Source organism: Photobacterium swingsii (assembly GCF_024346715.1).
In the GTDB taxonomy this organism is placed as follows: domain Bacteria; phylum Pseudomonadota; class Gammaproteobacteria; order Enterobacterales; family Vibrionaceae; genus Photobacterium; species Photobacterium swingsii.
Genome location: NZ_AP024853.1, coordinates 600270 through 626354 on the forward strand (window position 1 = coordinate 600270; position 26085 = coordinate 626354).

A 26085-nucleotide genomic window follows, 5' to 3' on the forward strand; every position below is an offset into this window, starting at 1 on the left:
TGAATGGTTCGTGCATGGATCCCCCATTTATAACAGTCAGATTAGTTATACACCTTAGGATTAGCTATGCATATAAAAGCGTTAAGAATTCAAAATTTTCGTAGGCTCAAAGATGTAACTATTGAACTCGATAGAGATTTATCAATCTTTGTTGGAGCCAATAACAGCGGAAAAACATCTACAGGTCACGCATTACAACTTTTCACGGCTGCTTCAAAGGATAAATTCACAGTACACGATTTCAATATTGATAGTTGGAATAATATAGAGGTTGGTGGCAATATTAGAGAAGCAACGCCACCGACAATTTCTTTAGACATCTGGCTACAAGTCAATGAAGAAAATTTACATCGGATAATCGAACTATTACCAAGTTTGCAATGGGAAGGAAACTACGTAGGCATACGAATCAAATTCTCGCCTATAGATATCCGCTCACTCTTAGTTCGTTACCAAGAAGCAAAAGCAGAAGCTAGATCTAATGCTTTAACAAATGAAGCAGGAGAAATAACATTTCAACCTCAGCCTAAAAACCTGAAAGAATTCCTAGAACAAAACCTGAAAAAAGAATATGAACTTAAATATTATGTTCTCGATCATTCCAAGTTTAATGAGGAATTTAATGAAACTGAAGATTATGAACCAGAGTTAATATCAAGGGAGAAAGGAAAAAGCGGAAAAGAGCTAATTAACTCTTTAATAAAAGTTGATTTTCTACATGCACAACGTCACTTATCCGATAACTCAGAAGGCAACAGATCTGAGGAGTTATCAAAACGTCTTAGTCGTTTCTATGAACGAAATCTAGAAAAGCTCGAAGATGACTATGAAACTATTGAAGCACTCTCAACCTCTGAGTCAAAACTAAATGACCATCTTGCTAAGGTTTTTGAACCAACTTTAGACAGTCTATCACACTTAGGTTACCCCGGATTATCAAACCCAAACCTCGTAATTAAATCATCATTAAACCCTACAACAATATTATCGAATAATGACGGGGCTAAGGTATATTACTCATTAGATACAGAAGACGATAGATGCAGTCATATACTACCCGATAGATATAATGGATTAGGGTATAAGAACTTAATATATATGGTAATCGAATTACTTGATATCCATACACAATGGCTTGATATTGAAGAGTCACGCCCTGCTTTACATTTAATATTTATTGAAGAACCTGAAGCGCACCTTCATGTTCAACTTCAACAAGCTTTCATTCGAAAAGTAATGGATCTACTTGCACTAGATCACTCCGATACACATTTACAAACTCAACTAGTTGTTACAACACATTCTACCCACATATTATATGAGAAAGGGTTTATTCCAATAAGATACTTTCGACGAGATTTAAATAATAAAGAAACTAAAGTTCTTAATCTTAGTCAATTTTATAACTATTTCGAAGAAGATGAAAAGCCAATAAGAGATTTTCTTCAAAAATACTTGAAGTTGACACATTGTGATTTATTTTTTGCAGACGCGGCAGTATTAGTTGAAGGGAATGTTGAGCGTCTACTTTTACCGCAAATGATTGAAAACTCAAATCCAAAATTAAAATCATGTTACTTAACAATACTTGAAATTGGTGGTGCCTATGGACATAAATTCAAACCTTTAATTGATTTTCTAGGACTAACAACTCTAATCATTACAGATATTGATAGTGTTACTGGTTCAGTTCCTTCAGAAACATCTAATGAAGAGGAGGATGAAGATGAGGTAAATGGAACAGCATGCTTAGTTGAAACAGAAAATGCTGTTACATCCAATCAGATGTTAATACAGTGGTTACCGGAACTTAATCAAATTTCTGACTTAATCCAAGCTAGTAATGAACAAAAAACTAGCGAAAATGGTTATGTTAGAGTCGCATACCAAACTCCAACTAATGTAAGTTGGAATAACTCTTCAAAAAACATAACAGGCCGAACACTTGAGGTTTCTTTTGCAATTGATAATTTAGCTTGGTGTCAAAGCAATGCTCAAAAAGATATAAAGCTAAGAATTGCAAAGAATGATGAGAAGTCACTTGATGTATTAATTGAGAAGATCCATAACCGCGTTAAAGCTAAGCATTTTAACAAAACTGAATTTGCTCTCGGTTTAATAATGAAAGATACAGATGATTGGAATGTTCCTACATATATAAAAGAAGGGTTAGATTGGCTCGAAAGCAAGATTGTTATCGATTTATCGGAGAGAGGCTAATGACTAGTAGAATTAATTCACCTGATACTCAAGCAGACATTGATTTAAGAGAGCTATTATCTAGAGAGCAAAAATCTGGATTTGTAATGGTTGCTGGCGCAGGCTCGGGCAAGACCACTTCGCTAATTAAAGCACTTGATCACCTTAAGCAAGTTAAGGCTAAGGAATATCTATCACAAAACAAGAAAATAGCATGTATAACATATACTGAAGTGGCCGTTAATGAAATTCTTGATGATATTGGTAATTCAGAACTTTTCCATATTTCTACAATTCATAGCTTTCTCTGGAGAATAATTCAACCATTTAAGAAAGATATGATTCAATGGATAATAGATAACCTTAATAATAAAATAACTGAAGCAGAATCAAGAATTGCAAAGAAAAGAACACAGGAACGCACTCGTGTAAAATTAAGGCGAGACATTGCAAGATATGAAGAAATAATCCCACAAATATCTCGATTAGAAAGCCTAAGCTATGGAATGGGAAGTGATTATGTTAATGGAGTTCTCGGACATAGTGATATTCTAAAGATGGTACCTGAAATAATTCTTAATAATATCTTATTAAGAAAGATTATAGCAAAAAGATTCCCCGTTATATTCATAGACGAAAGTCAAGACACTAACAAAAATATTGTTATTGCTCTAAAGAAAATATATGAAACTGTAGATGTTGATTTTTATCTAGGATTCTTTGGTGATCCTATGCAAAAAATATACATGGAAGGAGTTGGCACTATTGTGCCTGAAGAAGGTTGGTTAACCATTAACAAACCTGAAAACTTCAGATGTCCACAAGAAGTTTTAAAAACAATCAAAAATATAAGAGCAGAAAGCGATGATCTTGTACAAATTGGTGGACGTGTTTTAGAAGTAGATGGATCACCTCACCTTCTTGACGGCAGTGTTAACATCTTCATTTATAACAAAGATAGTAATCATCATAGTAAATTAGAATATGTTAGGAATTATTTATCAGAGACATGTGAAGACCCATTATGGAACAGCAATAACAAAGACATAAGAATGTTAGTTCTAATTCATAGAATGGCTGCTTTACGATTAAAATTCGACTCAATATATTCAGCACTTAATGATAATGGTAACCACAGTTTAAAAAATGGATTACTAGATGGTACTTCATGGGTTTTAAAGGACTTTTTAAAATCCATATTACCACTAGTTGAAGCACATTTAAGAAATGATGATTATGAAGTAATATCAATATTAAGGTCAATATCTCCCCTACTTAGTGCAGAATCGATTTTAGATAGTGACCTATCACAAACCTTGAATAACCTGTCTGATGACATCTACCATATTTCAAACAATCTTAGACCAGATAGTCAGGTGACATTTAGGGATTTATTAGCATATATATATGATAGAAAAACGATTAACATTGATGAAAGGTTTATTCCTTATTTAAATGGAGATTATGTTGAATCAGAACAAACATCAGCAATTAATGCATTTCTTAATTGCCCAGCAAAAGAAATACTTGCATACAAATCATACATTGATGATATTTCTCCATTTGTTACACAACAAGGTGTTAAAGGTGCTCAATTTGAAAGAGTATTACTTGTTATAAATGATGATGAAAGCAACCATAATAGCTTTTCATACGGAAAACTTTTTGGTTTCACATCATTGTCCGAAAAAGATCAAGCTAATCTAGATAGTGGTAATGACTCTGTAACTGACAGAACAAGACGTCTTCTTTATGTTTGCTGCTCTAGAGCAAAAAAAGATCTAGCTATAGTACTATTTGTGCCTGATGTTGAAATAGCTAAGGCTGCGATTATTTCAAAAGGATATTTTGAAGAAAGTTGTATTCACACTTTTTGAGGAATAATCACAACTATCTTAGTAAATAAAGATGGAGGGATTTTCGAGTCCCCCCTTAAGAATATCTACTATATTCAAAGCTGTTGCACTTGAGCTATAACCCACACTCAACTTCCCTACACTAACTCACTTTGGTTCTTTATGGCGAGGTCAGTCACACATCAAAGTCCTAATAACACTTTCCAGTCCTTTAATCTTATATTCCAACATTAAAGCCATGAACATACCCAGCTCATTATCGGAAAGTCCTTACTTTTAGTAAATTACTTCGGATCGAAGCAAATTTTAAACTGATCCTCTCAATTCTGAGAGTTCATTTCCTCCTTGAATTGTAAAATTCTACCAAGCAGAAAATCGACAAAAAGCGCTTAAGCCCTTACAAACAGAGGGCACTACTCTGGTCTGGTCTGGTCAACCACAGCTAGCCAAGTCAAATAAATTGCTTTTTTTATTCTTTCCCCTTGACTTTAATCGAAATCAAATCTTATGATTCAAAAAAATAAACCTATGAACAATCATAATTTTGTTAGTCGAGAGACTTTAAACCCATATCAAGAGAAAAACGAAACACTAACTATCGATCTATCTGAACATAGTCAAACTGATATCTCTTATATAGATGCAGGTAATGCAGGTAATGCAGGTAATGCAGGTAATGCAGGTAACCTTGACACACCTGAAACACCTGAAACACCTGAAACACCTGAAACACCTGAAACACAAATAAAGTGGACAGACAAAAAACCTCTGATTGTTAATAAATTAGCTCCAGTCATGCCTCTAAATCGTATGATGCTACCTACATCGATAAGAGAGTGTATTTTCGAACATGCATACAGGATCAATAATACAGCCCCAGACTTTTCTGCAATCAGCACAATAATCTCTATTGCAGCCATTGCAGGGGGCAATGTTGAAATTCGACCTAAACAAAACGACAACTGGGTTGTTCCACTAACTATATGGGGTGCAATGGTTGCTAACGCTTCAGGTAATAAAACACCATCAGCAAGTTGCGGTATTGGTCCCTTACAACAGGTTCAGGATACTGTAATTTCTAAACAGTCTGGACTTGAAAAACGTGCGTATGAGATTAAAAAATCAATGTATAACCAAAAGGTATCTACTCTGGAGGCTAAGTCCAAACAGGCTTTTGAATCGAATAAAGATGCTGAGGGTATGCGCTACTTAGAAGAGATTGAACAGTTATCGCCGCCGACTGAAGCTCTTGCAAGAAATATATACATCAACGACTGCACTGTTGAAGCATTATGTAAAAGGCTGAAGTCAAACCCTGCTGGCGTATTGCTTTATCGAGATGAATTATCTGGATGGCTTTCTACTCTAAATCAAACAGGTAGGGAGCATGAACGTTCTTTTTACCTTGAAGCTTATAATGGCTCAAAAAATAAATATATTCAGGAAAGGATTAGTCGAGAAAATATTGAGCTAGAACGAGTTATTGTAAATGTTTTCGGGGGAATTCAACCTTCTTTAATACTCCCGCTAGTTACTGAAAAAATGGCGGGGCGTAAGGATGATGGTCTACTTGAACGCTTACTACAAATGTCTGTATATCCCGATTCAAATAAGTCCTTTATCACCGATAAAAGGCCAAATTATTGGTTAATTGAAAAATTGAAAATGATGTATGAGAAAGTAGCAGAATTAAATTCCCCACTCAATCCTACTCAATTTTCATTCAATAGGGATGCTCAATTGATGTGGAACAGGTGGTCTGAACAAGCACTCGAAGAAGAAAAAACAGTTCCAGAACAATGGCAATCTATGTTTGCTAAACGCCCTGCACACTGTGCAAAACTAGCTCTTACTTTTCATTTAATTGATGAAGCTGCTGCACATTCGCAAAATCAACCTTTTGAACCAGCACTAAAAGTTGGGAAGAAAAGTTTGGTTCGAGCAATCTCTTGGATGAAATACTTAAAATCCCACACTAAAAGAATATTAACTATGAGTAATTGCAACACTGTGAGCCCTTCTGCCCTATCACTAGAAAGTAATCTAGCGAAGCTTTACCCCGACTTTACTAAGCACCAGTTATCGCAAAAGGGCTGGAAGAATTTAAAAAAATCGTCAGAGCGAGATGAAGCATTAAAGCTGCTAGAAAAAAAAGGATATATTATTTCAGTAGATAAACCCACGAAAAGATATTTAGTCCATACCGATTATCAGGGAGAGTAACCTGCATCACCTGCATCACCTGCAAAATAATCTCTAAATAAAAGCTCATTCCCATCAAAAAGGTCTGAGCTTATATTTTTAATTTCACAGCTTCAAAGAAAAGTGATCATACATACCCCCTAACATTCACATTCACATTCACATTCACAATGTTTAATTTTGATCAGCCACTCAATTACAACCACCTAAAAAGTTCAAGCCTCAATATTCTTGATGTTTTCTTTTTAATGCAATCACAGCTAAAACAAATTAGGTAATCTACAAATCAATGTTAATCATTTATCCATTCCAAATGATTAGATCTAAAAATATCCATACCTTTCTGACGAATACGATAAATCCAGTCTTTAGCTTGGCAAGTTCCTACCTCAAAATGATCGTTGGTATCAAGGCGCTATCGTCGGTGTTAATACAAACAAGAACAGCACCCTTACGAAAACCAAATTATTAAATTTACCACCGTTACTGAGCTATTCAATTCGATGATTTGCATCCTCTGAATTTAATTATTATATTTATAAAGAGGTGATTATCTAGCCAGCATAGATTTGTCATGACGTTCCTTACATTTCCAAATCGCTGGCAAAGTGGTACGTTCCTACCCCTTTAATCCCCTCCCTAAAGCTGCTGCGCAGCATAAAAGCAAAGCCGAAATATGATGAACTGCATCAAAAAAGTAACCAGAACGGAATACATTCAGTTACGTGTCACGAAAGAAGAAAAGCAGCAAATTTTTGCCAATGCAAATGGCAATACATCCATGTGGTTGCGTGCAGTGGCACTTAGCCCCAACACCTGTCACGCAAAAGCACGCTACAAAATATTCAAACAAGATCCAGCACTAATACGTCATGTTGCATTGATTGGAAATAACATTAACCAAATCGCACGCCATATAAATAGTGTGAAAAAATCTGGTTCACTCGTGGATTTAGTGGCGGTGCAAGCACAACTTGTACTAATGAATTCACAGCTAAGTACCTTAATCCAACAAACACCATGATAGTTAAATTTTTCAAAGGTGATCACTCATCTGCTCAGAACGGCTTGAAGTACCTGGAAGGCGGCACTAAACGCCGTTCAGTTGCACCTCAGTTACTATCTGGCAACCCAGAAATAACAAGGGAATGGTTAAAGCAGGCAAGCCGCTTTTCAAAGGCATTCACATACGGCTGTTTGAGCTTTGAAGAAGTTGACATTCCTGCTCATCAAAAACAGCAACTGATGGTTTCATTTGAGCATACTTTGATGAGCGGACTTACTTCACAGCAATACGACATTGTCTGGATTGAACACCGAGACAAAGGGCGACTGGAGCTGAACTTCCATATAGTGAACATGGAACTGACCACAGGAAAAGCGTTAACGCCATACGTCCACAGACGAGATATGACGCGTATTGATGCATGGAAATGTATTGCCAACGACACCTTTGGTTTTACCGATCCCAATGATCCATCAAGGGCTAGAACTTTTACTTCAGGTAACAATTCAAAATCAAGGCGAGAGCTGATGGCACAAATAGACGCTTATCTATTTGAGCTTGCCGCAAATGGTATTTTGAATCAGCAGCAAGATGTGATTGATGCATTAAACAAAATTGACGGTGTGACTGTCACTCGCAACACTAAATCATCTATCTCTTTTAAAGCAGACGGATACCAAAAACCTATACGCCTCAAAGGCGAACTTTATGGCAAATCTTACACAGGAATTGAAATTAGCACAGCAAAACAGGCAGAAAGAACTGCAAGCTTTGCTTGTCAACATCACGAACGACTTAAATCAAACAAACAAAAGCTTAAAGAACGAAATGAGCATATCGCGTGCCATCGTCGAAAACTCTATAGACCAACACCTAGCAAATCAACGCCGTCACAATTGGCTGTATCCAATGTGCCTGAGCCTAGCAATATTGCTTGCGGGAATAATCTTAGGAAGATACCTGACACTGGAATACGAAATCACGCCATTTCAACCTTGTCATCAAATCGTAAAATCAAAAGAGAACCCAAAACTCTTGTATTGCCAGTTAACAAAACCTTTGAAAAGAAGGATAAAAACAAAATAAATCAATATGCTAACAACCATACTAATCAACTTAAAAGCTCTTCAACATGGGTATTTAAAGTCCTCACAAAACTTAGAGATACAATTAAAACACTTGCAGGAAGCATTAACCGAAGAAAAGCAGAAGCGCGAGGATTTGGAGACATCTATCAAGAAACTCAATGCAACTGTCGTGACCTTAATAGATTACTTGAATTAACTGGTAAGTGGAGGCTTGAACTGAAACACCAGCGTGCTTTCAAACAATTAAAGCAAGTTTGTATTGTATCTCCCACTAAACGAATGGGAAGCCAATTCGAGCAAAAAATCTAGCCAAAATATAATCTGACAGTAACCACACACAAAGCGGTTACTGTCAGATTAATAAAGAACTCTAGGGATACAGCATCACACCTCTACTTCTCTCATCAATATATTAGTTTTCACTTATTTTAAAATCAAAGAACCGTGCAACGCATTGAATTTTAATGCCATGCTTTTATCATCTAAAATCTGGCAAACTAGCCAACAACTTTTCTGACATCCCTTTAATAATTCGTGTTGATAATTTCTTTTTGTATTCTAAATAATCATTAAGATTATGCTGAGTAATATCATTTATATTAATATCCTCGACAAGCCTAAACGCGTCAAGTGATATTTCAACAAACCCTTTTACTAATAGGTACTTACGTTTCTTTTCGGTGACATCACTTGGTGTAATAAAGCCCTTTTCAAGACAATGTTCAATAACTAAGTCTTCTACTTTCAGTTTGCTGTATTCATATTTTGCTGCATTATCAGAAGCTTCTTCATAAACTGACTTGCATTTTTTAGAAATGTTTTCCATAAGTATTTCTTATAAGAATAAAAAATCTATTAAAAAAGTGCAATCATCACTTGATAACTTGGTTATATTAAAACTAGCAATATCAATTCTTGCTCGATGTTTAGTTATACTTTGACTTATCATCGCCAAATACAAATTTTTTTCTCAACTTTTTAATTGTAATCGAGAACCTGCCAATTCATCTGCTTATAAGTGAATAAAAACCGATGGTAATAACGCATCGCATAGGCGGTACTTAAGCTTGTTATAGTATCAAAAGGGATTTTCGTGAAACAAGAATAAGCAATAATAGAAGCTATTTCTTGGCGATGATTGATGTATATTTACTATTCAGCTTGGAGCTAATAATAGTATGTTAATACATCCCCCCCATATTTAGTTGCATTAAATAAATATTACTTATCTAAAAACCACACCTTCAAATCTTCCAAGTTTTTCTCCGCATCTTTCGTTCGATGCACCATTCGATGACAATTAGGACATAACAATATCAAATCATCGATGTGAGTCGGTGTGTGCTCAGCCAGTGTTGATATTGGATTGATATGATGAACTTCAATATATCCCTCAGAAAGAGAACTTGGGTATTTCTCGTTTAGATTTACACGGCATAGTTCACAATGAATGAAGTCATTGGTTGTCAGAAAATGCTTAACTTTCGCCTTGCGCAAAGCACTTGAACGCTCTCTTCTCTTGTGCAGCACATAACGATACTTACCCTCAGAATCAAAAATTTCACTAGATGTAGACTCACCTATTTCTAAGTCACTAGTATTATTCCAATCCAAGAACATTGCATCAGCTACGGCACCTTCGAGTTTAAATACTGTTCCTGTGGGGTTAGTTATGATGCGGTGCTTACTGACTATGGGATTCAATTTGAAGTGTTCTCGTGATGTAGAACTTTCATCATAAGTTAAACGAACGTCTTTAATTTTAATGCCGATCTTTATATCATCGACATCCATTTCATCTGAAGTCCAGAAACGTTGTCCCAACAATTCAGGAAATTGGATTTTTGAGGCTGGCGTAGGTATTTCGACTATTACCCCAACAGCGATCATGCCTGCCTTTTTACCAGCTCGCCACAATATGGCTTTGTCTCCGATTTGAATCTTGTCTTTGTAGTTTGGACAACGCCAGTAGATATATGAATGAGTCGCCAAGTAGGTATCCATATCGTAATATCTAGGGTTACCCTGAAAAAGGTATGTATTTGCCATTTTCTTAATCATCCACAACTTCAATCGTTACATGTTGTGCGCCAAGATACGTGCCTTCATCAATCTCGTAACGCAAATTTTCTCTACAATGAGGACACTCAAACACTTCATGCGGTTCGATACACTCATCTTCGAGCCAATCCCAATCAAGACTCTTTTCGCAAGAGGGACAATGCATAGTGGCTCTCCTTAGTGGTTCCAATCTTTACTGCGAACACGACCTGTTTGGTAGTAGTTAGAAACAAGATCGATAAAGTCTTTGAAATCAGCATTTTCTTCGACAATTCGGTTCACGGACTGCCAATCAACCTCAGGACGCTTTTTAGCTGGTAGCAGCAACTCACTTTCTGATGGATTGCTTACAGAAAGCAGAATGACACCAATACCATGCAAAGCGCTTAACATACGCAGTTCTTGCTCAACACGGCTATCAGCAATCGACGTTGCCACTAAGTAGCCCTCGCTAGCCCATGACGAGTTGCTGACCGCTTGGAAGAAACACTTACGCACGTTGCCCATTGTTAGGGTTTTCTTAACTTCAAATGACCACAGGCGAACGCTTTGACCGCCACCTTGAAGTACGCAACTTTTAACGTATTGATGCCATTGCTGCGCAACAGGTTCCATCGCGACAATATCGGGGTGCAACCACTGATTGCCACCGCTACCTAAATTATTCTTTGACCGCTTTTCATCGATTCGTAGGCAGTAAAGTTGATGCTCTGACTTTAGGTAATCCATTAAGATCGGATATAAATCATGCTCACTCAACGTATTGTTTATCGGCGCTTCGTCTGATAGCTCTTCTTCGGGTTGAGGTTCGTCATTCCCCAACAACGAGCCATCATCAAACCAGTACACTCTAGGACGTGGTTTATCTTGCCATTTGATCTTATCTGATTGATTAAGAATACTTTGTTTTTGAGCGCCAACTTCAGCGACAACTTGTGAGATAAATTCTTGCTCGGTTTCAAAGCGAGGATTCGCTCGTTTATCTAAATAATCTTCTGGATAACGTGCAGTGATCGCCTCTGCAATAGCCTTAGCCGTGTATCGCTGATTGGGATTCTCTTGTAGGAAGATAGCTATTTTCTTTGATTGCGATAATTTACTCATTGTCGTTCTTATTATTCTCGCTCATTCAAATACAATTCAGCCAGATACCATCTAGCTTGCTCTTTACTTCTTTCCAGTTAGGCATCACGCTGGTTAATAAGCGCTAGAAGCGCTCGCTGTGGTTGTATTCTGCGATATTGCAAAGTTCATGTAAGATCACGTAATCAATCCACTCTTTAGGGGGCTTTGATTAAGTGAGGATTAAGCATCAAAGTGCCTTTGGCTGAGCAGCTTCCCCATTGTTTTTACATTAGCATGATACTAAATGAAGATATGCCTTCTAGCCAAGTTGCCTGCAGAAAAGTTGAGTTAAGCTGTCCATAGAAATCGTATCAATATCAAGTACTCTGGAAGATAACGCCTCTATTCGCCTTTCATCGGCGCTCTAGAAGCGTTATCAACAATAAAACGAACAACTCTTACGACATCAAAAAGTCGAGTGATGAGTAGAGTTCTCTATTGAAGTGATTATCCCGTAAAAAATCTGTAAAATCACGCGTTTCAGCGAAGCCAAACTTACAGACTAATTCAATGAATGTAGAATCAGGATAGTCGTAAACGATATCATCCGTTGATGGGTCATTAAACATCAGGGAAAGGTAATTTTCTTCTGCCTTAAGACCTTTACCTTCCTTTTCAGTACCGTTGACACTCGTTGCGACAATTTTCATCCCCTTTTCGATAAAGACAGCCTCATCAAGCGGAACCCAATAGGTTTTCCCACACTCTAGAGTACGTCGACTCCATTGATACTGCCCTTTGCTCGGATACAGGCACTTCGTTAGGTCTAGTTTGTGAAGTTTCGTCAAAATATCTGACAAAAGCTGATCACCATCTTCTACTTTGATAAGGCTCTTGCTGCCATACATATACACAAATGGCAGATAAAGCCCTTCGCCACCACCTTCAGTCTTTGTGTACTCGTAGGGCAACATCGCAAGTCTTCGCTTTTGACCATTTTTGAAGTGCCAAGTGATATCGACGCAGTTGGCGAAGTTAGTCTTGGCATCACTGCAAGGTTCAAACTTACGATTCAAAGTAATTGAAGAAATAAAACGATAGAGGTTATTGCGAATTGCCAACCGTTCAGGGTGTAAGTAGTCTTTTCGAACATCATCAGTAAAAATATCAGGCAAGCTGGCTAACTCATCTGCACTTAAGACTACATCAGCGTTGTTAAGGGCATCCAGTTTGTCTTCAAGCTCGTCAATTTTATTCTCACTTTCTTCAAGAAGCTCAAAGAATGATTCTTTTGGCGTTCTTCGGCAATACTCTAATAACTTGACTCGGTTCTCTTTTTCCGCAACCAACTCAGCTTCTAGCTTCAACTTGTTATTTTCTTGGGTAGCGTTATTTGCTTTGTCAGATTCTATGAGATAAGCATCTTTACAAATCCCTAGAGTCAACAAATCCAGCATATTGGCATTGTAGAGTTCGCGCTCATGCTCGCCCTTCAACGCCAAATTGCACACATAGCTGACTCTGTCACCGCCTTTGTCCATAAAAACCATTGCACCACCGCAAATATCACAACGAACAAGGCTTTTTAGTAATGGAATTTTGCCGCTTCCAGTGTCTCTTCCTCGCTTTTTAGTTGTTCGGATTTGGAGCTTACGGAATGTGTAATCGTCAATTAGTGCTGGGTAGTAATTTTCCATAACATGAGCAATACCTTCTATCGTAAAGGTTTTTTCACCAATCAATGAGCGTTTTCCCCATAGCTGGCTGATTGCAATGTAATCCCATGTTTTGGATTGTTTTACTGTGCCCTTCCGCCTTGTCGGCTTGTATTCGAAATTGGCATCTAAATACTGTTTGATTTTTAAGTCGCCGTAGCCAGCGATCCGCATTTCAACCGCTTTCTGTACACCGTCTGCATTAATGTTAAACGTGTTTGTACGCTGATCTATCCAAAATGGCGTGCGCCCAAGAGCACCTTGTGGTTTACCTGTTTCTTTCCAGCGCTTTAAAGCAATCTTAGCAGCAGCAATGGTGCGCTTCGATTTCGTCTCTGATTCCTCATTTGCTCGCTGCATTGTAATCAACGAAACAATAAGATCTGCTGTCAAGTTCTGGCTCTTAGCATCAAACATTTTGCCATCAATATGCGTATACACACGCACACCACGGTTAATAATACTAAGTAATTGCTCCATTGCGACGTTAACGGTTTCTCTTGAAAGGCGGTCAAGGGAGAAAACAACAAGAATACTGCCCGAGGGTATTTCACCACTTTCTATACGAGATAACACAAGGCCAAGCGCCCCTTCCTTATGTTTACCATGGTATGCGCTTAGCCCCTGATCAACGAAATTCTCATCATCAATAGGAAGGTTATGTTCTTTGGATAAGTCATCGAGGACACTTTTCTGTTGCTGCGTTTCTAAGCCAACACCTTGCAACTGTTTCGTGGTGCTAACACGAGCATAATTATAGATTTTAGGGGTAGTTTCCATACTTAAGGGGTCTCACCACAGAATCCAAGCCATCTATTTTGAGGGCTAAACAGAGCTGCATTAAATCACCTAACTCACCCGAGGGAAACTGATTTTTATTGGCAAACCAGAGTAAGTATTCTTCTGGTAAATCAATAAGCACGCGACCACTGTATTTACCAAATGGCATTTTCATGTTCGCGAGCTTTACCAAGTGTTCTTTCTGAAACATAGCTCAAACCTGTATTAACTAAGCATAGATAATACCAAGGTTATTTATCACTATCTAATGGCACTTGGGTATTTTTAAAATGAAGTGAAACATAAACAGGTACACTCGGCACTATAGTATTCAACTTAGCAACCTCTCGTAGTGCCTCTACCCCTTCATCTAACTTAAACTTGGCCGCATCAACCACCACAGGCTGCAGAGAATTAGCAAGAAGGTCACCATTTTCAACTTTGATGATCTGCAAATTCGTTTCTAGTGTTTGCTGCTGTCCGTGAAGCTCTAAGGTAAAAGAAACTGGTAAAACCATGGTTTGGCCGACTTGCATTACCGCTAACTGTTTCTGATCAAGCTGAGCATCCAAAATTGCACTCGGAAACAAATCAGTATTGAACAACATGGTACGCATGCGCTCATCTCGAATGTCTATATTGGTATCAACACTCGCTAAACTAATCACAACATGCGCTTTCCCCGAATCTGATAGCGTGCCTTGTAGTGCCGAAAAGCGATGAGTTTCGACAACACTTGCATTTTTAACGGATAAAAAATTTATCGATGAACTGTCATTCTCTAACACCCAATCCGCGAGTGCCGCAGGGGCATTGACCATAGCGAGTGCAACCAATAGCGCTTTAGCTTTAAACATTCATTTTCCCTTACAATACGTTGTGATGATTAAAACTATAGATGATTTCTCGTTCAAGGCAGGACCAGCGAAGTGATTAATCAGATTATGAGAGAAAATATAAAGCGTTTTGCTTAGTCAATGATGTGGGGACACGGTGAGCAAAGAGAGTGAAGGGGCTAACAGCTATTAGGCATGAACGTGTTAGAATTAATTGTGTACTTTTCATAGACTCCAGACATTAAATGCCCTCCTCTCCTCCTAAGACATATTATGAAAAAGAGCTCGATCGTTTGGCCAGCGAGGACTCAATACAACCCAAGCAATACGCTCTTATTAGGCAATCCAAGGCCTTCATGGAGAAATATTATTCCGAAAACATTGAATTAAACGATCTCGCTAAAGCTGCATTTATGTCTCGCTTCCACTATGTACGCGTATTTAAAAGAATGTATGGGATCACTCCGCGCCATTATCTGAAAGATATGCGCATTTCAAAAGCTAAAGTGCTTCTAAGGCAAGGGCGTTCCATCACCCATACCTGCTTTGAAGTAGGCTATGAAAGCGTCACGACCTTTTCTTCTGTCTTTAAAAAAAGTACGGGGTACTCACCAAGAGAGTTCCAAAAACACCATAAAAGCAATCTGGAATAAGTTTTTTATCGGCGCTTTGGCTATCGTTTACTTATTCCATAACAGCACAGGTGTATTTAAGTGATCAAAATCTGCGTAACAAGCGTTCCTGTAGAAAATCAAGATAAGGCATTAAATTTCTATACGAATATTTTAGGCTTTATCAAGAAAACGGAAGTCCCTCTCGGTGAGCACAAATGGCTAACTGTCGTCTCTCCGCAAGAACAAGCAGGGGTTGAGCTATTACTTGAACCTATGGCATTTGAACCAGCAAGGTTATACCAAAACGCCTTAAAAGAAGCAGGGATCCCTTGGACCTCTTTTGCTGTCGATGACATCAAGAAAGAGTACGAGAGGCTTACAAAACTGGGGGTTCAATTTTCTATCGCGCCTAGGGAAGCGGGTACAGTCATGATAGCGGTATTAGACGATACCTGTGGAAATTATATTCAGCTGATGCAGGAGCTATAGCGCTCAGAGAGTAAATATAAAGAGCGCATATCATAGGCACATCAGGTGATGCCAGAATTGTGACATCACCTGATTCGTATTTGGCATATGTCCTCACACTAGCGCTAAGAGCCGAGAAGAAAGAATACACCAAATAACAAAAAACCACCCGAAGGTGGTTTCATTTAGCATAGTATCAGCGGTAAAGCTTATGATGCTTTCTGTAGAGGCTGTTCAATCAGCTCCTCGACAATTTTCTTCAATAAGAAGGTCTCACGCTCAATTGACATGCCTTTCTTATCGCTGTTGGCCATGGTGTCTTCATTGTGGGCAATCGCTTCAAAGATATTCATCCAAACTGGCTTCATACCATTTTTAATTTCGTAATCTTCAAACTTGGTTTCACCCAATTCTGCATCAATTGTACAAACGTAACAGTAAGATTCCATGTGAACAATATCATGCTCAGGCTTATACCAAGGGCGATATTCTTCATACATACCAAATTCGCGAATATCGCGAATATTTTGCGCGCCCGTTTCTTCTTCAAGCTCACGGATCAGACCTTCAACCAAATCTTCACCATCGTCTACCCCACCACCAGGTAAGGTATAGTCATGATAACGCTCGGTATAAAGCATTAGAATATTGTCGCCATCTAAAATGATTCCTCTCGCAGCACGACGATGAAACACCGAACCCGCTAACTCGGTTAAATCAGGATGTGTAGAGGACTTTAATAATCGCATAGTGATGGCACTCAATAAAAAACGAAGGCGCCATTGTAATGATTTTTCACAACGATACCAGAGGCACACCGAACCTCACTACGCATCAGGCGGCATATTATTACGTCGAGCAATAGAAAATACGGGCAAAATGGATGTAAATTTTCTATTGTTCAAATTTAAATCTTGTTGCAATTGTTAATACAGCATCCATTGATACTCATTTTTACCTTCCTACAAATCACTTTCATCAACACAAACAATATCACTATAAATCATGCCGTTATTAGCATAGTGAAAAGCGACAGTTCGGTACCTTTTTCTTCTCAAAAAATAGATTTAGTTAAATACATCTCATAATATATAAAAAAAACAAGGCTCTCGGATTGTATTTATCGATAAACAATATAAGATGTTAAACATATAGGAGAGCATTATGAAACCACATGAAACTCTAGCAGGGTTATCTGTAACTTTTTCTCACTTTCTACAAAACAAAGTTCAAGCAGAAGTGGTACGTCGCCACCCAGAACTGAATGTAGAACGTCTTGCGTTACTGATTGAACTCGATTTTGAAGATGGACAACGTCCTAGCGTACTTGCACGCCGTATGGGGAGATCTAAAGGTACTATCAGTAGTATCCTACGTCACTCAACAAAACATGGTTTAGTTGCAACAACACCTGATGAGCTAAATAAAAATGCAAAGCGCATTTTCATTACTCAGAAAGGTAAAGTAATTCATGATGAACTTTCTGTTGTACTAACAGAAATGCTAGAAGAAAGCGTTCAAGACATTCCTGCTGAACAGCAAGAAGAAATGAAAAAAGCTTTTGTTACCTGCATCAAACGCCTGAACCCTATTTGGAGTGAAGACGAGTGGTTAGACTAAGCCTGATCAGCTAATGTCTCTACAACATCAAATCATATTTTAAAAGCTTCCTTCATCGGAAGCTTTTTTCATTCTAACAATATGATTTTTAAGCTTTGAAAAAAAAGCCCGAGAAAATCACTTCTCAGGCTCATTTAGTTATTTACGTTACAACAAATTATAACGCTAGCTGCCAACGCTTAAGCGGCGCTTTAGTATCAATGCCTGCTCTGCCCCAACGATCTACGCTGTCAATCACAAGAACACGTTCTGCATTCGGAACCAGCGATTTCAATTGAGCGCTCATTTTACGGGTTGTTAGCACCCATAACGTTTCGTCTTCTTCTAACGCAGACTTCAAGTTGGCTTTATCTTTATCAGTCCATTCCAGCTCTGGTGTCGTTAAACGATCCACAACAAACAGCTGATTACCCGACGCAAAATCTTCTAGCTCGGTGGATAATAAAATAACTGAATCAATATTAGCTTCGATAAGTTGCTGTTGCTGCTGGTTTATCAACTGGCGCACATTCACCATTAGCGACTGCTGGTTTTTATTAATCACCGCAGCTTGCTCTGGCCATACGCGTTGTAAATCATCACTCACAATCGCAGCCATGCGGCTTAGATTAGAAGGGTTTAGCCATGCAAATGGGGATAACGAACCATCATCTAAACGCAAGGCTGCAACGCCTGTGGCACGCGGTGATATCGCCTGTGATGCATCCACCTCGATAATATTAATATTGCCTTGGCGAGCATGAACATACAGAGGATCCGCTGCCCAAACTGCACCTAAGGTTAATGCAACCGTCGCCTCTTTTGCCGCTTTCTCAGTCGCCTCTGCCCCTTGGTTACTAAACCAATTAGGTAAACGCGATACACCGTAACGCTTAGGCGGTAAATACTCAGTCGTTAACTCTGTGCCTTTCGTCAGCTCTGTCGCCAGCATATAAGTCACAGGTGTTGCCGTGAGAATATCTTTTGCGAGTGCCGTTGTACTTGATAACGCCATGGCTAACGCAGTAAGAGAAAGTACACTTTTAGTAGATAATGATTGAAGCACAAGATTACCCTTTACGTACGATGCGATAGAAAGTCGCAGTCAAAAAGAAAATAGCGGAGACGATGATGATCGCTGCACCCGATGGGACAGGCAATTTAAGTTCCATTGGAAGAATGGTTCCAATTAAGCAGCTAATAGTGGCTAACACAGCCGATAACACCACAAAACTGCCCATATTTTTAGTGAGCAAACGAGCAGTTGCACCTGGGATCAGCAATAGCGCACCGACCAACACAGCACCGATAATTTTTACTGAAGCAATGGTCACCAAGGTGATCATCATTACAAATAGATAATCATAAAAATTAGTCGCATAGCCGCGTACGCGGGCGATATCAGGGCTGATACAGGTTAATAAAATCCGATTAAACGTGGGGATCAACACCAGTACAATCAACAGGCAACTGCCTGCCAATAGCAGTAAATCGCTGTCTGTTACTGTTAGGATCGAGCCAAAAAGGACGTTTTCGAGTAAGTGAACGTTAATCTTACGTGCCACATACATCAATAAAGCCGCACCTACCGCTAATGCTAAGGCAAGGAATACCCCCACTAAAGTGTCATAAGGTACATTGGTTCGGTTACGTACAAAATGCAGCAGAAGCGCAAAAATCATACAAAAACTAAACAGACCAATAATTGGATTATCTGGCGGCTCGCCAAGTAAAACCCCAAGAGCAATGCCGGTTAATGCAGCATGGCCTACAGCTTCAGAAAAGAAAGCCAAGCGCTTAGCGATAACCAAAGTACCTAAGCCACCGAGCAAAGGACCAACCATCAAGGCTGCCACAACGGCATTTACAACAAAGGCATATGAAAAGCTCTCGCTAAGCCATCCTGCATCCACACCCAAGAGTGCCCACTGACGAACAAAATCCATCATGCGACCTCCTTCTTGTTTTCGGCGTCGACTGAAGATACCGCAGGTGCTGCAGTGTAATGATTAAAGAGTCGTTCAATTTTTTCAGGCACCAACACTTCCGCGACACTGCCGTTATCGATAACACTGCGGTTAACCACATGCACATGGCCATCTAAACGGCGTACAGCAGTTACATCATGGTGAACCGCCAAAATTGTGCGATTATCGGCTACTAATTCATGAATCAAGGACTCTAAATAGCGAACCCCCTGCTCATCCATACCCGTGGTCGGCTCATCTAACACTAGTAGCTGAGGATCATCGAGCAGCGCCTGAGCAAACAATACACGTTGCTGCTCACCACCCGATAACTGACCCATACGACGATCAGCACGGTTTGCCATACCAACACGTTCAAGTTGAGTCAGCGCACGCGCTTTATTCTTGGCATTTTGACGCCAAAACAACGGGCTACTGCTTTGGTTTAAGAGAATGAAATCCATCACTGTCAGTGGCAGACTGCCTTCAAACATGGCTTTTTGGGGTACGTAACCCAATTTGCCCTTGCTTTGCTCCCATTGAATGTCAATTTCACCCGAAAAAGGCGTTAACCCCAGAATTGAGCGCAAAAGCGATGTTTTACCACCACCATTCGGCCCCATAACAATGTGGCACTGACCAGCAGAAAAACGATGATTAATGTCTTGCAAGATGACGTTTTCACCATACGTCAGTCCAACATTTCTTAATTCAATTGAAGGTCCCACAGTTAGCTACCTTTCTTTTCAGCGGCGAATTTCATGGCTTCAACCAAGGTATTTAGGTTTTCTCGCGTTTCAACTTCCACTTTTTTTGCTTCATACGGACCGTGTGTCATGTGAGAAAAACGGTATAGCTGAACCCCCGTTGCTTTCTCAATCGTGTCCACATAACGGTTCGGCATGTTTAGCTCGTAAAATAGAACATCAATTCCTGATTTACGGATTTTCTCGATCGTTTCTTGCAGCTGACTCGCACTAGGTTCTACACCGTGTGCAGGTTCAATTACAGTTGCGACATCGACACCAAACTCTTGCAGTAAATAGCCGTACGCGTTGTGCGTAGTGGCTACCGTCATACCGGCCGTATCAAGGTCGCCCAACGTCATCATGGCGTTGTGTTTCATTTTGCGGAATGTTGTTGCGTATTTACGCGCATTAGCACGGTAATAACGTGCATTTTCTGGGTCGATTTTCGCCATCTCATTGGCGATGGTGTAAACCTTTTGAATCGTGGTTGAAAGACCAACAAAGGTATGTGGATTCACCGCCCCATCACCAACAGACTGACCCATAGCTGGCAGTAAAGGCACGTCTTTGTTCGCTTCAATCACAATAAGATCGCTGCGGTTAGCTGCCTGGATCACTTTCATTGCAAAATCATCGTGACCAATGCCATTGACAACGATCACGTCCATTTCGCGTAGACGGCGTAAGTCATTTGGCTGTGGCTGATAGTTATGTGGGTTAAAACCGGCATCAACCAAAGGCAAAATTTCAGCTTTATCACCAACAACAGCTTTTACATAGCTGTAGTACGGTTGCAACGTAATACCGATATTGAGTTTGTCGGCAGCATGAGAAAAAGAGCTAAAAGCAGAAAGAAGAAATAGCGAAGCCACTTTACATAAAAGTGCTTTGGAGAAAACAGATTGAGCTGAAATTACGGGTGATAGTATTTTTATCATTGTGTTACCACTGACAGTATGGGTATCGATGTATTAAGCAAAAAGACAGTTTAATGTCCGTGAGAGGTAGCATTCGCTTGCTCAAAAGCAATTTGAATCCAGCCTGCATCAATCAAGGCTTTATCAGAAATCACAGTTTCTGATGCAAGAAGTTCTGCTGCGTTGTTATTGAGATCTAACCAAATTTCAGGTGTTTCATGTACTGCAACAAGAACCAAAGACTTAGCGCCACCAGATGCTTGTGCAATACCTTGGTATGTCGCAGGTGCAATCAATGTCCACTGGTGCTTGCCTTGGAAATCCCAGCTTTTGTCTTCGATAAAAGGAGGCAGCCACATTTCCCGCAGTTCATCAATATCAGCCCATTGGCTTAATGAACTCTTGGTCAGTTCAGTTTCTAGTACACTCGCCTGCTGTTCAGATGCGTTTAAATCGCGAGCATCAAAGTACAAGTTTCTGACTTCTTCATGCGCTAGACGTAAATCAGCAATGAGTCCTAATGACGCTTGCTCTATATCGGTGAGCGCAATTTGGTGAGACGGTAACGTGGCAGTACCTGCTTGTTGCTGGTGATAAGGAAGTAATACCGCCGAGATCATCAAGATCAGCAAAATGGATAAAGCAACCCACTTCCCTTCTCGGCCACCGTTATCGGAGCGCACAGTTTGGGTGATCATTTCTCTTTGATCTCGACAACGTCAACTTCAACTGGATTTTCGTGGCCAGCATCAAACACAATGTAAAAATCCGTATCTGGCTTAGCAAAACTCACTTTAGATGCTTTATCTGTTGTTTCTTTTGCAATCAAATTATCATCGTAATCGTAAAGATTGATATCGTAGTCAATGGCTGTACTGCCATCACTGTAACCCGCCTCACAGACAACTTGATCAGATGCGAACCAGCAGCTCATTAGTGGAAAGTGCGCCTGAGCAGACGTAGAGAAAAGCGCTGCTGATGAGAATAAGAAAAGCGCGATTTGCTTTTGCATAACAACCTCGAAAAAGAGTAAAAAGCCTACCGAGGCAGGCTTATTATGAAAACTAAGAATAATTACTGAAGAACAGCTTCAAACGTTAGGTGAACATTCGCACCAGCTTTATCTGCTAGCGGGTGGTTTTTAAGGTCACCGCTGTAATGGGCACGCATTAGGTAACGGCCAGCATGTTCAGGAACAAAACGGATGTAACCGTCTTTGTCACTTTCCACTTCGATTTGTTCTTGGTGGTTACGGTAAAGGCTACCTTCACGTGTGATATCGGCAGTAACACCTTTTTGAGGCTCGCCATTGAAGAACATTTGGAATGTCACTTCTTCGCCCTCAACAATATCTGCTGGGTGTGTAATTGGTTTTAGCTCAAGCAGTTTGCCTTCGATTTCCAATGCTTTTTGCGTTGGCTTACCCACTGTGATGTAAGACTCTGCACGAGTGAAGCTAATCTTAGTAATAACATCACGTGATTTCTCAGGGAGTAACATATCGCGCTCAGCTTTCGATGCTTTTACCCATTTAACGGTGTCACGGCGACCCGCTTTATATTCGGTCCAGTATGATGGCTCGTTATTAACAGCAACTTTGTGCGTGCCTTCTTCTGAAAAGTGGAAATCAAAAATAGAACGGCGCTTACCACGAATCACAAAGTTTGGACGCTCAAAACGGCCGTCAGGCATTAATACTTGCGCTGACTCACTGCCCGCAGGCTTATCAAACACAAAGGTACCGTGTGAAGCTGTCACATCAAATGTTAACCAGTCACCGCCTTCTTTCGATACGGTAAAGTGAGAAGGCAAAATCCAGCGAGGGTGTGCATTTGCAGACGCTGAAACCGCTAAACCCGTCAATAGTGTGCACGCAAGAGCGGCCGCTTTCATTTTGTTATTTTTGATCATGATTGTTCTCTTAAGTCCTATTTAATTTTGTATGTCAGCGCGACGTTGCCAATTTCCACTGCTGGCTTAATATCAATTTTGAAAGGTTTATCCGCTAAATTCAGTTTCTGGCGAATAACACTACGGCCACCGTGCTCACGAACAGATTCGGCATAGAAGGTGTACTCACCTTGCTCAACACGTTCACCTGAATCATCGAGTCCATCCCACGTAAATCGGTATTCACCAACAGTACGAGTCGCAGACGTTACAGCATCAACCAATTCCCGATCATAACGGCCCACTTTACGCCACCAAGTGCGCAAATCTTTTAGCCACTCATCCTTACCAACCCATAACTCTATGGTACGTATCGGCTTACGGTTCGCATCTTCAATCCAGACTGCAATATATGGGCGAGCGTATGGCGATGCCTTGATATAAGGTATTTCAAATTCCACATCCATTTGCGCATTGGTAGGAAGTGGCGCTGCGTGTGCCATTAAGGGTGCTGATAATGCAGCGACAAGTGCACTGGACTTCAACACGGTTTTTAATGCCAAATTCATCAGATAATCCTTGATATATGGAGCAATTAACTCAGGTGAGTTAACTTGGCGCATTGTGATTGCAAAGCCTAAAGAGCGATTTGGCTATTAAGGCACTGCAACAAAAAAGATAATTAGGGTGACGGCGGTACCTAGCGTCATCCATTGCATGGATGTTTTAAGTGTTTTCTTTTTAGGAATGAGTAAACACACGCCCGTTAAAACAAAAAACACCATTAATAAGGCGGTAATATCAATGAACCAACGCCACACTTCCCCACTGTTACGTCCTTTGTGTAAATCGTTCAGTACAGCAACTAAGCCATAATGAGTCTTCTCAATGACCGCTTCTTGCGTTGTCATGTCGATGAAAACCGCCGAGTTAAAGCCAGGGCCTTTAAAATCAACAGCGATTTCGCCTTCGATTAATTCACCATCTTCAATATCACGGTAAACATTGAAGCCTGAAGGCTGGCCAGAAACCTGCGCTTCTTTGGTTAAATAAGCCAGTAAACGCACTTCATCTGGGCTGTACCGCCCTTTATCTGAATGTAATAAACCTTCAGGGATGGCTAAGGTAATCTCAGTAATATCTGGCTGACTTTTCACGAATAAATGTGGGCGATTAAGCGTGATGCCTGTAATGGCAAAAAACAGCACAACAAGTAGTAAGGCCATGGAAATGTAGATATGCAGTCGACGTGACCATAGCTGCACTGTTTTATTCTTAAGCATGTATTACGTTTCAGTGGTGAATCAGAATGAAGTGTATTTTAAGTGATAATAATTTTCATTGTGATTCAATTTACAAAGTTTACATTAGGCGAAAAAAAGCCGCTGGGCAGCGGCTTATGGGTAAAGAGGTGGCGATAGAGAGGTAAGGTTAAAATTCAGACATCAGCTGTTTATACTTCATATCGTCTTCATACATTTGGTGAAATACTTGATATTTCATGTCATAAAAACGCTTAATTCTATCGGTTTGAGGTGTCACTGCGCGCCCGATACGACTCATCGCATTCATCGCATTAGGAATATCGGAATAAAAGCCAGACGCTACCGAGCCTAACATAGCGGAGCCCAATAATACGGCTTCACTTTCTTCCGGCAGTACCATCACACAACCCGTTGCATTCGCATGCTCTTGAATGAAAATCGTGTTTTTCGTACCACCTCCACAGCCCATGATGGTATCAATTTCATACCCTGCTTGGTTCATCACCTCAATAATATGCCGAGTCCCCAAGGCTATTGCCTGGATAGTCGCTAGGTATGCCAGCGCCATATCATCAATGGTTTTCGACATTTTTAGCCCTGTCATTGTACCGGTCAGGTTCGGATTGGCGCGTGGTGAGCGGTTACCATGAAAATACGGCAACACATGAATATCTTTGGTCAGAAACGCAATATTTTCTTTGGTACCAGCAAGCTTCAGTAAGTGATCATTCAACAGCTGATAAACCGTTGTTCCCTCTTCTCTTGCTTGTACTTTCATTGATTCATAAAGTGGATGCGAAGTGATCACATGATCAATTAACGCCCCTGTCGCAGACTGTCCACCTTCGTTTAACCAATGATCGGGGATCATGGCACCGTAATAAGCCCCCCAAACACCATCAATAAAGCGTGCTGTTTTTGATGCCGCCATATGGCACGATGATGTGCCACCAATCAGTGCTAAGCGCTTATTAAAGTCAGCCGTTTCGCCCGCCATACCTGCCGCACCTAAGACGCCAATACCACCAGCATGGGCATCGATAATCGAGGTACCAACAGGCGTACCACGCATTAAGCCTAAATCATTAGCAGCATGTGCCGTCAGGCCTTCCCCAACAGGCGCGCCCATAGGCTTAATCACATTACCAATGGCTTTTGCATCATCAGCCAATAAATCTTCTAACCCAATACGTTCAAAGAAGTGTGCATCCCACTTATTCTCATGACCAAGGTATGTCCATTTACATACGGTAGAGCAAAGTGAGCGACTATCATCAAACGTTGCTTTCCAAGTAAGGAAATCAGGCAAGTCGAAAAAGTACTTCGCTTGAGACCAAGTATTTGGCATGTTTTGCTTTAACCAAAGCAACTTAGGCGTTTGCATTTCAGGAGAAATTCGGTTGCCAACATAAGCCAATACTGGGTGCTCAGTGGCGTTAATCCGTTCAGCCTGCGCTATTGCACGGTGATCCATCCACATAATAATATTTTGTTCACTACGGCCTGTTGGACTCACTGTGAGTGGTAGACCTTTTTTATCAAGCACAACCAGTGAACAAGTTGCATCAAAGCCAATACCTTTGACTTGGACGGGGTCAATATTCGCTTTAGAGACAGCATCTTTTACTGCCATACACACACTTTGCCAAATGTTCTCTGACGATTGCTCAACAAAATCTGCCCGTGGTTTAAACATTTGGGTATCACGCTTAGCTTCACCGACTTTTCGACCAGAGGCATCGAAAACACCAGCTCTAGCGCTACCACTACCAACATCAACGCCAATAAAATAAATACTCATCTTGCTC

General features: G+C 40.1%; 26 protein-coding genes and 1 pseudogene. 8 read left to right on the plus strand and 19 right to left on the minus strand.

Annotated elements, in window-relative coordinates:
• Positions 1-66 precede the first annotated feature (66 nt).
• The 5 genes from OCU77_RS20055 (at position 67) to OCU77_RS20075 (ending at position 8660) form a co-directional block, all read left to right on the plus strand.
• Entirely contained in the window at positions 67-2220 is a 2154-nt protein-coding gene (locus OCU77_RS20055) for an ATP-dependent nuclease (protein WP_107302709.1), read from the plus strand.
• Positions 2220-4076 (plus strand): UvrD-helicase domain-containing protein, encoded by a 1857-nt coding sequence (locus OCU77_RS20060; protein WP_107302710.1) that lies wholly within the window; start codon positions 2220-2222, stop codon positions 4074-4076. The genes OCU77_RS20055 and OCU77_RS20060 overlap by 1 nt, the downstream gene beginning before the upstream one ends.
• A 507-nt stretch (positions 4077-4583) precedes the next feature.
• On the plus strand, positions 4584-6278 hold the full coding sequence (locus OCU77_RS20065) for a DUF3987 domain-containing protein (RefSeq protein WP_160314712.1): 1695 nt from the start codon (positions 4584-4586) through the stop codon (positions 6276-6278).
• 655 nt (positions 6279-6933) lie between these two features.
• Positions 6934-7281, plus strand: coding sequence for a plasmid mobilization relaxosome protein MobC (gene mobC, locus OCU77_RS20070; protein WP_048898972.1), 348 nt, complete (start codon positions 6934-6936; stop codon positions 7279-7281).
• On the plus strand, positions 7278-8660 hold the full coding sequence (locus OCU77_RS20075) for a relaxase family protein (RefSeq protein ID WP_048898971.1): 1383 nt from the start codon (positions 7278-7280) through the stop codon (positions 8658-8660). The genes mobC and OCU77_RS20075 overlap by 4 nt, the downstream gene beginning before the upstream one ends.
• A gap of 169 nt (positions 8661-8829) precedes the next feature.
• On the opposite strand, the gene OCU77_RS20080 is transcribed toward OCU77_RS20075, so the two are convergent.
• The 8 genes and pseudogenes from OCU77_RS20080 to OCU77_RS20115 form a co-directional block, all read right to left on the minus strand.
• Positions 8830-9177 (minus strand): hypothetical protein, encoded by a 348-nt coding sequence (locus OCU77_RS20080; RefSeq protein WP_048898970.1) that lies wholly within the window; start codon positions 9175-9177, stop codon positions 8830-8832.
• Positions 9178-9572: 395 nt separating this feature from the next.
• Positions 9573-10412: an HNH endonuclease gene (locus OCU77_RS20085; protein ID WP_048898969.1), complete on the minus strand. Its 840-nt coding sequence runs from the start codon at positions 10410-10412 to the stop codon at positions 9573-9575.
• Positions 10405-10578 carry a hypothetical protein gene (locus tag OCU77_RS20090; RefSeq protein WP_162845620.1) on the minus strand — a complete coding sequence of 58 codons (174 nt, stop codon included), beginning with the start codon at positions 10576-10578 and terminating at the stop codon, positions 10405-10407. The genes OCU77_RS20085 and OCU77_RS20090 overlap by 8 nt, the downstream gene beginning before the upstream one ends.
• An 11-nt stretch (positions 10579-10589) precedes the next feature.
• On the minus strand, positions 10590-11516 hold the full coding sequence (locus OCU77_RS20095) for a COG2958 family protein (RefSeq protein WP_048898968.1): 927 nt from the start codon (positions 11514-11516) through the stop codon (positions 10590-10592).
• 11 nt (positions 11517-11527) lie between these two features.
• Positions 11528-11815 (minus strand): annotated as a pseudogene (locus OCU77_RS20100) (M48 metallopeptidase family protein); the annotation flags it as partial.
• A 120-nt stretch (positions 11816-11935) separates the two neighbouring features.
• A complete protein-coding gene (locus OCU77_RS20105) occupies positions 11936-13972 on the minus strand; it encodes a recombinase family protein (RefSeq protein ID WP_084711787.1) in 2037 nt (678 codons plus the stop codon).
• Positions 13956-14183, minus strand: coding sequence for a DUF3820 family protein (locus OCU77_RS20110; RefSeq protein ID WP_048898967.1), 228 nt, complete (start codon positions 14181-14183; stop codon positions 13956-13958). The genes OCU77_RS20105 and OCU77_RS20110 overlap by 17 nt, the downstream gene beginning before the upstream one ends.
• A 40-nt stretch (positions 14184-14223) precedes the next feature.
• The gene (locus OCU77_RS20115) at positions 14224-14829 is read right to left on the minus strand and encodes a YceI family protein (protein ID WP_048898966.1); all 606 of its coding nucleotides are present in this window, start codon (positions 14827-14829) and stop codon (positions 14224-14226) included.
• A gap of 224 nt (positions 14830-15053) precedes the next feature.
• Here OCU77_RS20115 and OCU77_RS20120 point away from each other — a divergent pair, with 224 nt between their 5' ends.
• The gene (locus OCU77_RS20120) at positions 15054-15461 is read left to right on the plus strand and encodes a helix-turn-helix transcriptional regulator (RefSeq protein ID WP_048898965.1); all 408 of its coding nucleotides are present in this window, start codon (positions 15054-15056) and stop codon (positions 15459-15461) included.
• A gap of 60 nt (positions 15462-15521) precedes the next feature.
• A complete protein-coding gene (locus tag OCU77_RS20125) occupies positions 15522-15911 on the plus strand; it encodes a VOC family protein (RefSeq protein ID WP_048898964.1) in 390 nt (129 codons plus the stop codon).
• Between the two features lie 188 nt (positions 15912-16099).
• On the opposite strand, the gene OCU77_RS20130 is transcribed toward OCU77_RS20125, so the two are convergent.
• Positions 16100-16639: an NUDIX hydrolase gene (locus OCU77_RS20130; protein WP_048899050.1), complete on the minus strand. Its 540-nt coding sequence runs from the start codon at positions 16637-16639 to the stop codon at positions 16100-16102.
• A gap of 415 nt (positions 16640-17054) precedes the next feature.
• On the opposite strand from OCU77_RS20130, the gene OCU77_RS20135 reads away from it, so the two are divergent.
• The gene (locus OCU77_RS20135) at positions 17055-17510 is read left to right on the plus strand and encodes a MarR family winged helix-turn-helix transcriptional regulator (RefSeq protein WP_048898963.1); all 456 of its coding nucleotides are present in this window, start codon (positions 17055-17057) and stop codon (positions 17508-17510) included.
• A gap of 157 nt (positions 17511-17667) precedes the next feature.
• Here OCU77_RS20135 and OCU77_RS20140 read toward each other — a convergent pair whose 3' ends face one another.
• The 10 genes from OCU77_RS20140 to OCU77_RS20185 all read right to left on the minus strand — a co-directional run bounded on the left by OCU77_RS20140 (position 17668) and on the right by OCU77_RS20185 (position 26078).
• Positions 17668-18504 (minus strand): metal ABC transporter solute-binding protein, Zn/Mn family, encoded by an 837-nt coding sequence (locus tag OCU77_RS20140; protein WP_107302745.1) that lies wholly within the window; start codon positions 18502-18504, stop codon positions 17668-17670.
• A gap of 55 nt (positions 18505-18559) precedes the next feature.
• Entirely contained in the window at positions 18560-19435 is an 876-nt protein-coding gene (locus tag OCU77_RS20145; RefSeq protein WP_048899049.1) for a metal ABC transporter permease, read from the minus strand.
• A complete protein-coding gene (locus tag OCU77_RS20150) occupies positions 19435-20184 on the minus strand; it encodes a metal ABC transporter ATP-binding protein (RefSeq protein ID WP_048898961.1) in 750 nt (249 codons plus the stop codon). The genes OCU77_RS20145 and OCU77_RS20150 overlap by 1 nt, the downstream gene beginning before the upstream one ends.
• Positions 20185-20186: 2 nt before the next feature.
• On the minus strand, positions 20187-21143 hold the full coding sequence (locus OCU77_RS20155; protein WP_048898960.1) for a metal ABC transporter solute-binding protein, Zn/Mn family: 957 nt from the start codon (positions 21141-21143) through the stop codon (positions 20187-20189).
• A 50-nt stretch (positions 21144-21193) separates the two neighbouring features.
• Positions 21194-21820 (minus strand): DUF6162 family protein, encoded by a 627-nt coding sequence (locus OCU77_RS20160; RefSeq protein WP_048898959.1) that lies wholly within the window; start codon positions 21818-21820, stop codon positions 21194-21196.
• A complete protein-coding gene (locus OCU77_RS20165; protein ID WP_048898958.1) occupies positions 21817-22134 on the minus strand; it encodes a hypothetical protein in 318 nt (105 codons plus the stop codon). The genes OCU77_RS20160 and OCU77_RS20165 overlap by 4 nt, the downstream gene beginning before the upstream one ends.
• A gap of 62 nt (positions 22135-22196) precedes the next feature.
• Positions 22197-23033, minus strand: a complete 837-nt coding sequence (locus OCU77_RS20170; protein ID WP_048898957.1) for a DUF4198 domain-containing protein — start codon at positions 23031-23033, stop codon at positions 22197-22199.
• A 17-nt stretch (positions 23034-23050) separates the two neighbouring features.
• Entirely contained in the window at positions 23051-23581 is a 531-nt protein-coding gene (locus tag OCU77_RS20175; protein ID WP_048898956.1) for a DUF2271 domain-containing protein, read from the minus strand.
• A gap of 87 nt (positions 23582-23668) precedes the next feature.
• A complete protein-coding gene (locus OCU77_RS20180; protein WP_193391660.1) occupies positions 23669-24295 on the minus strand; it encodes a PepSY-associated TM helix domain-containing protein in 627 nt (208 codons plus the stop codon).
• Positions 24296-24443: 148 nt separating this feature from the next.
• Positions 24444-26078, minus strand: a complete 1635-nt coding sequence (locus OCU77_RS20185) for an FGGY-family carbohydrate kinase (protein WP_107302711.1) — start codon at positions 26076-26078, stop codon at positions 24444-24446.
• Positions 26079-26085: the final 7 nt, after the last annotated feature.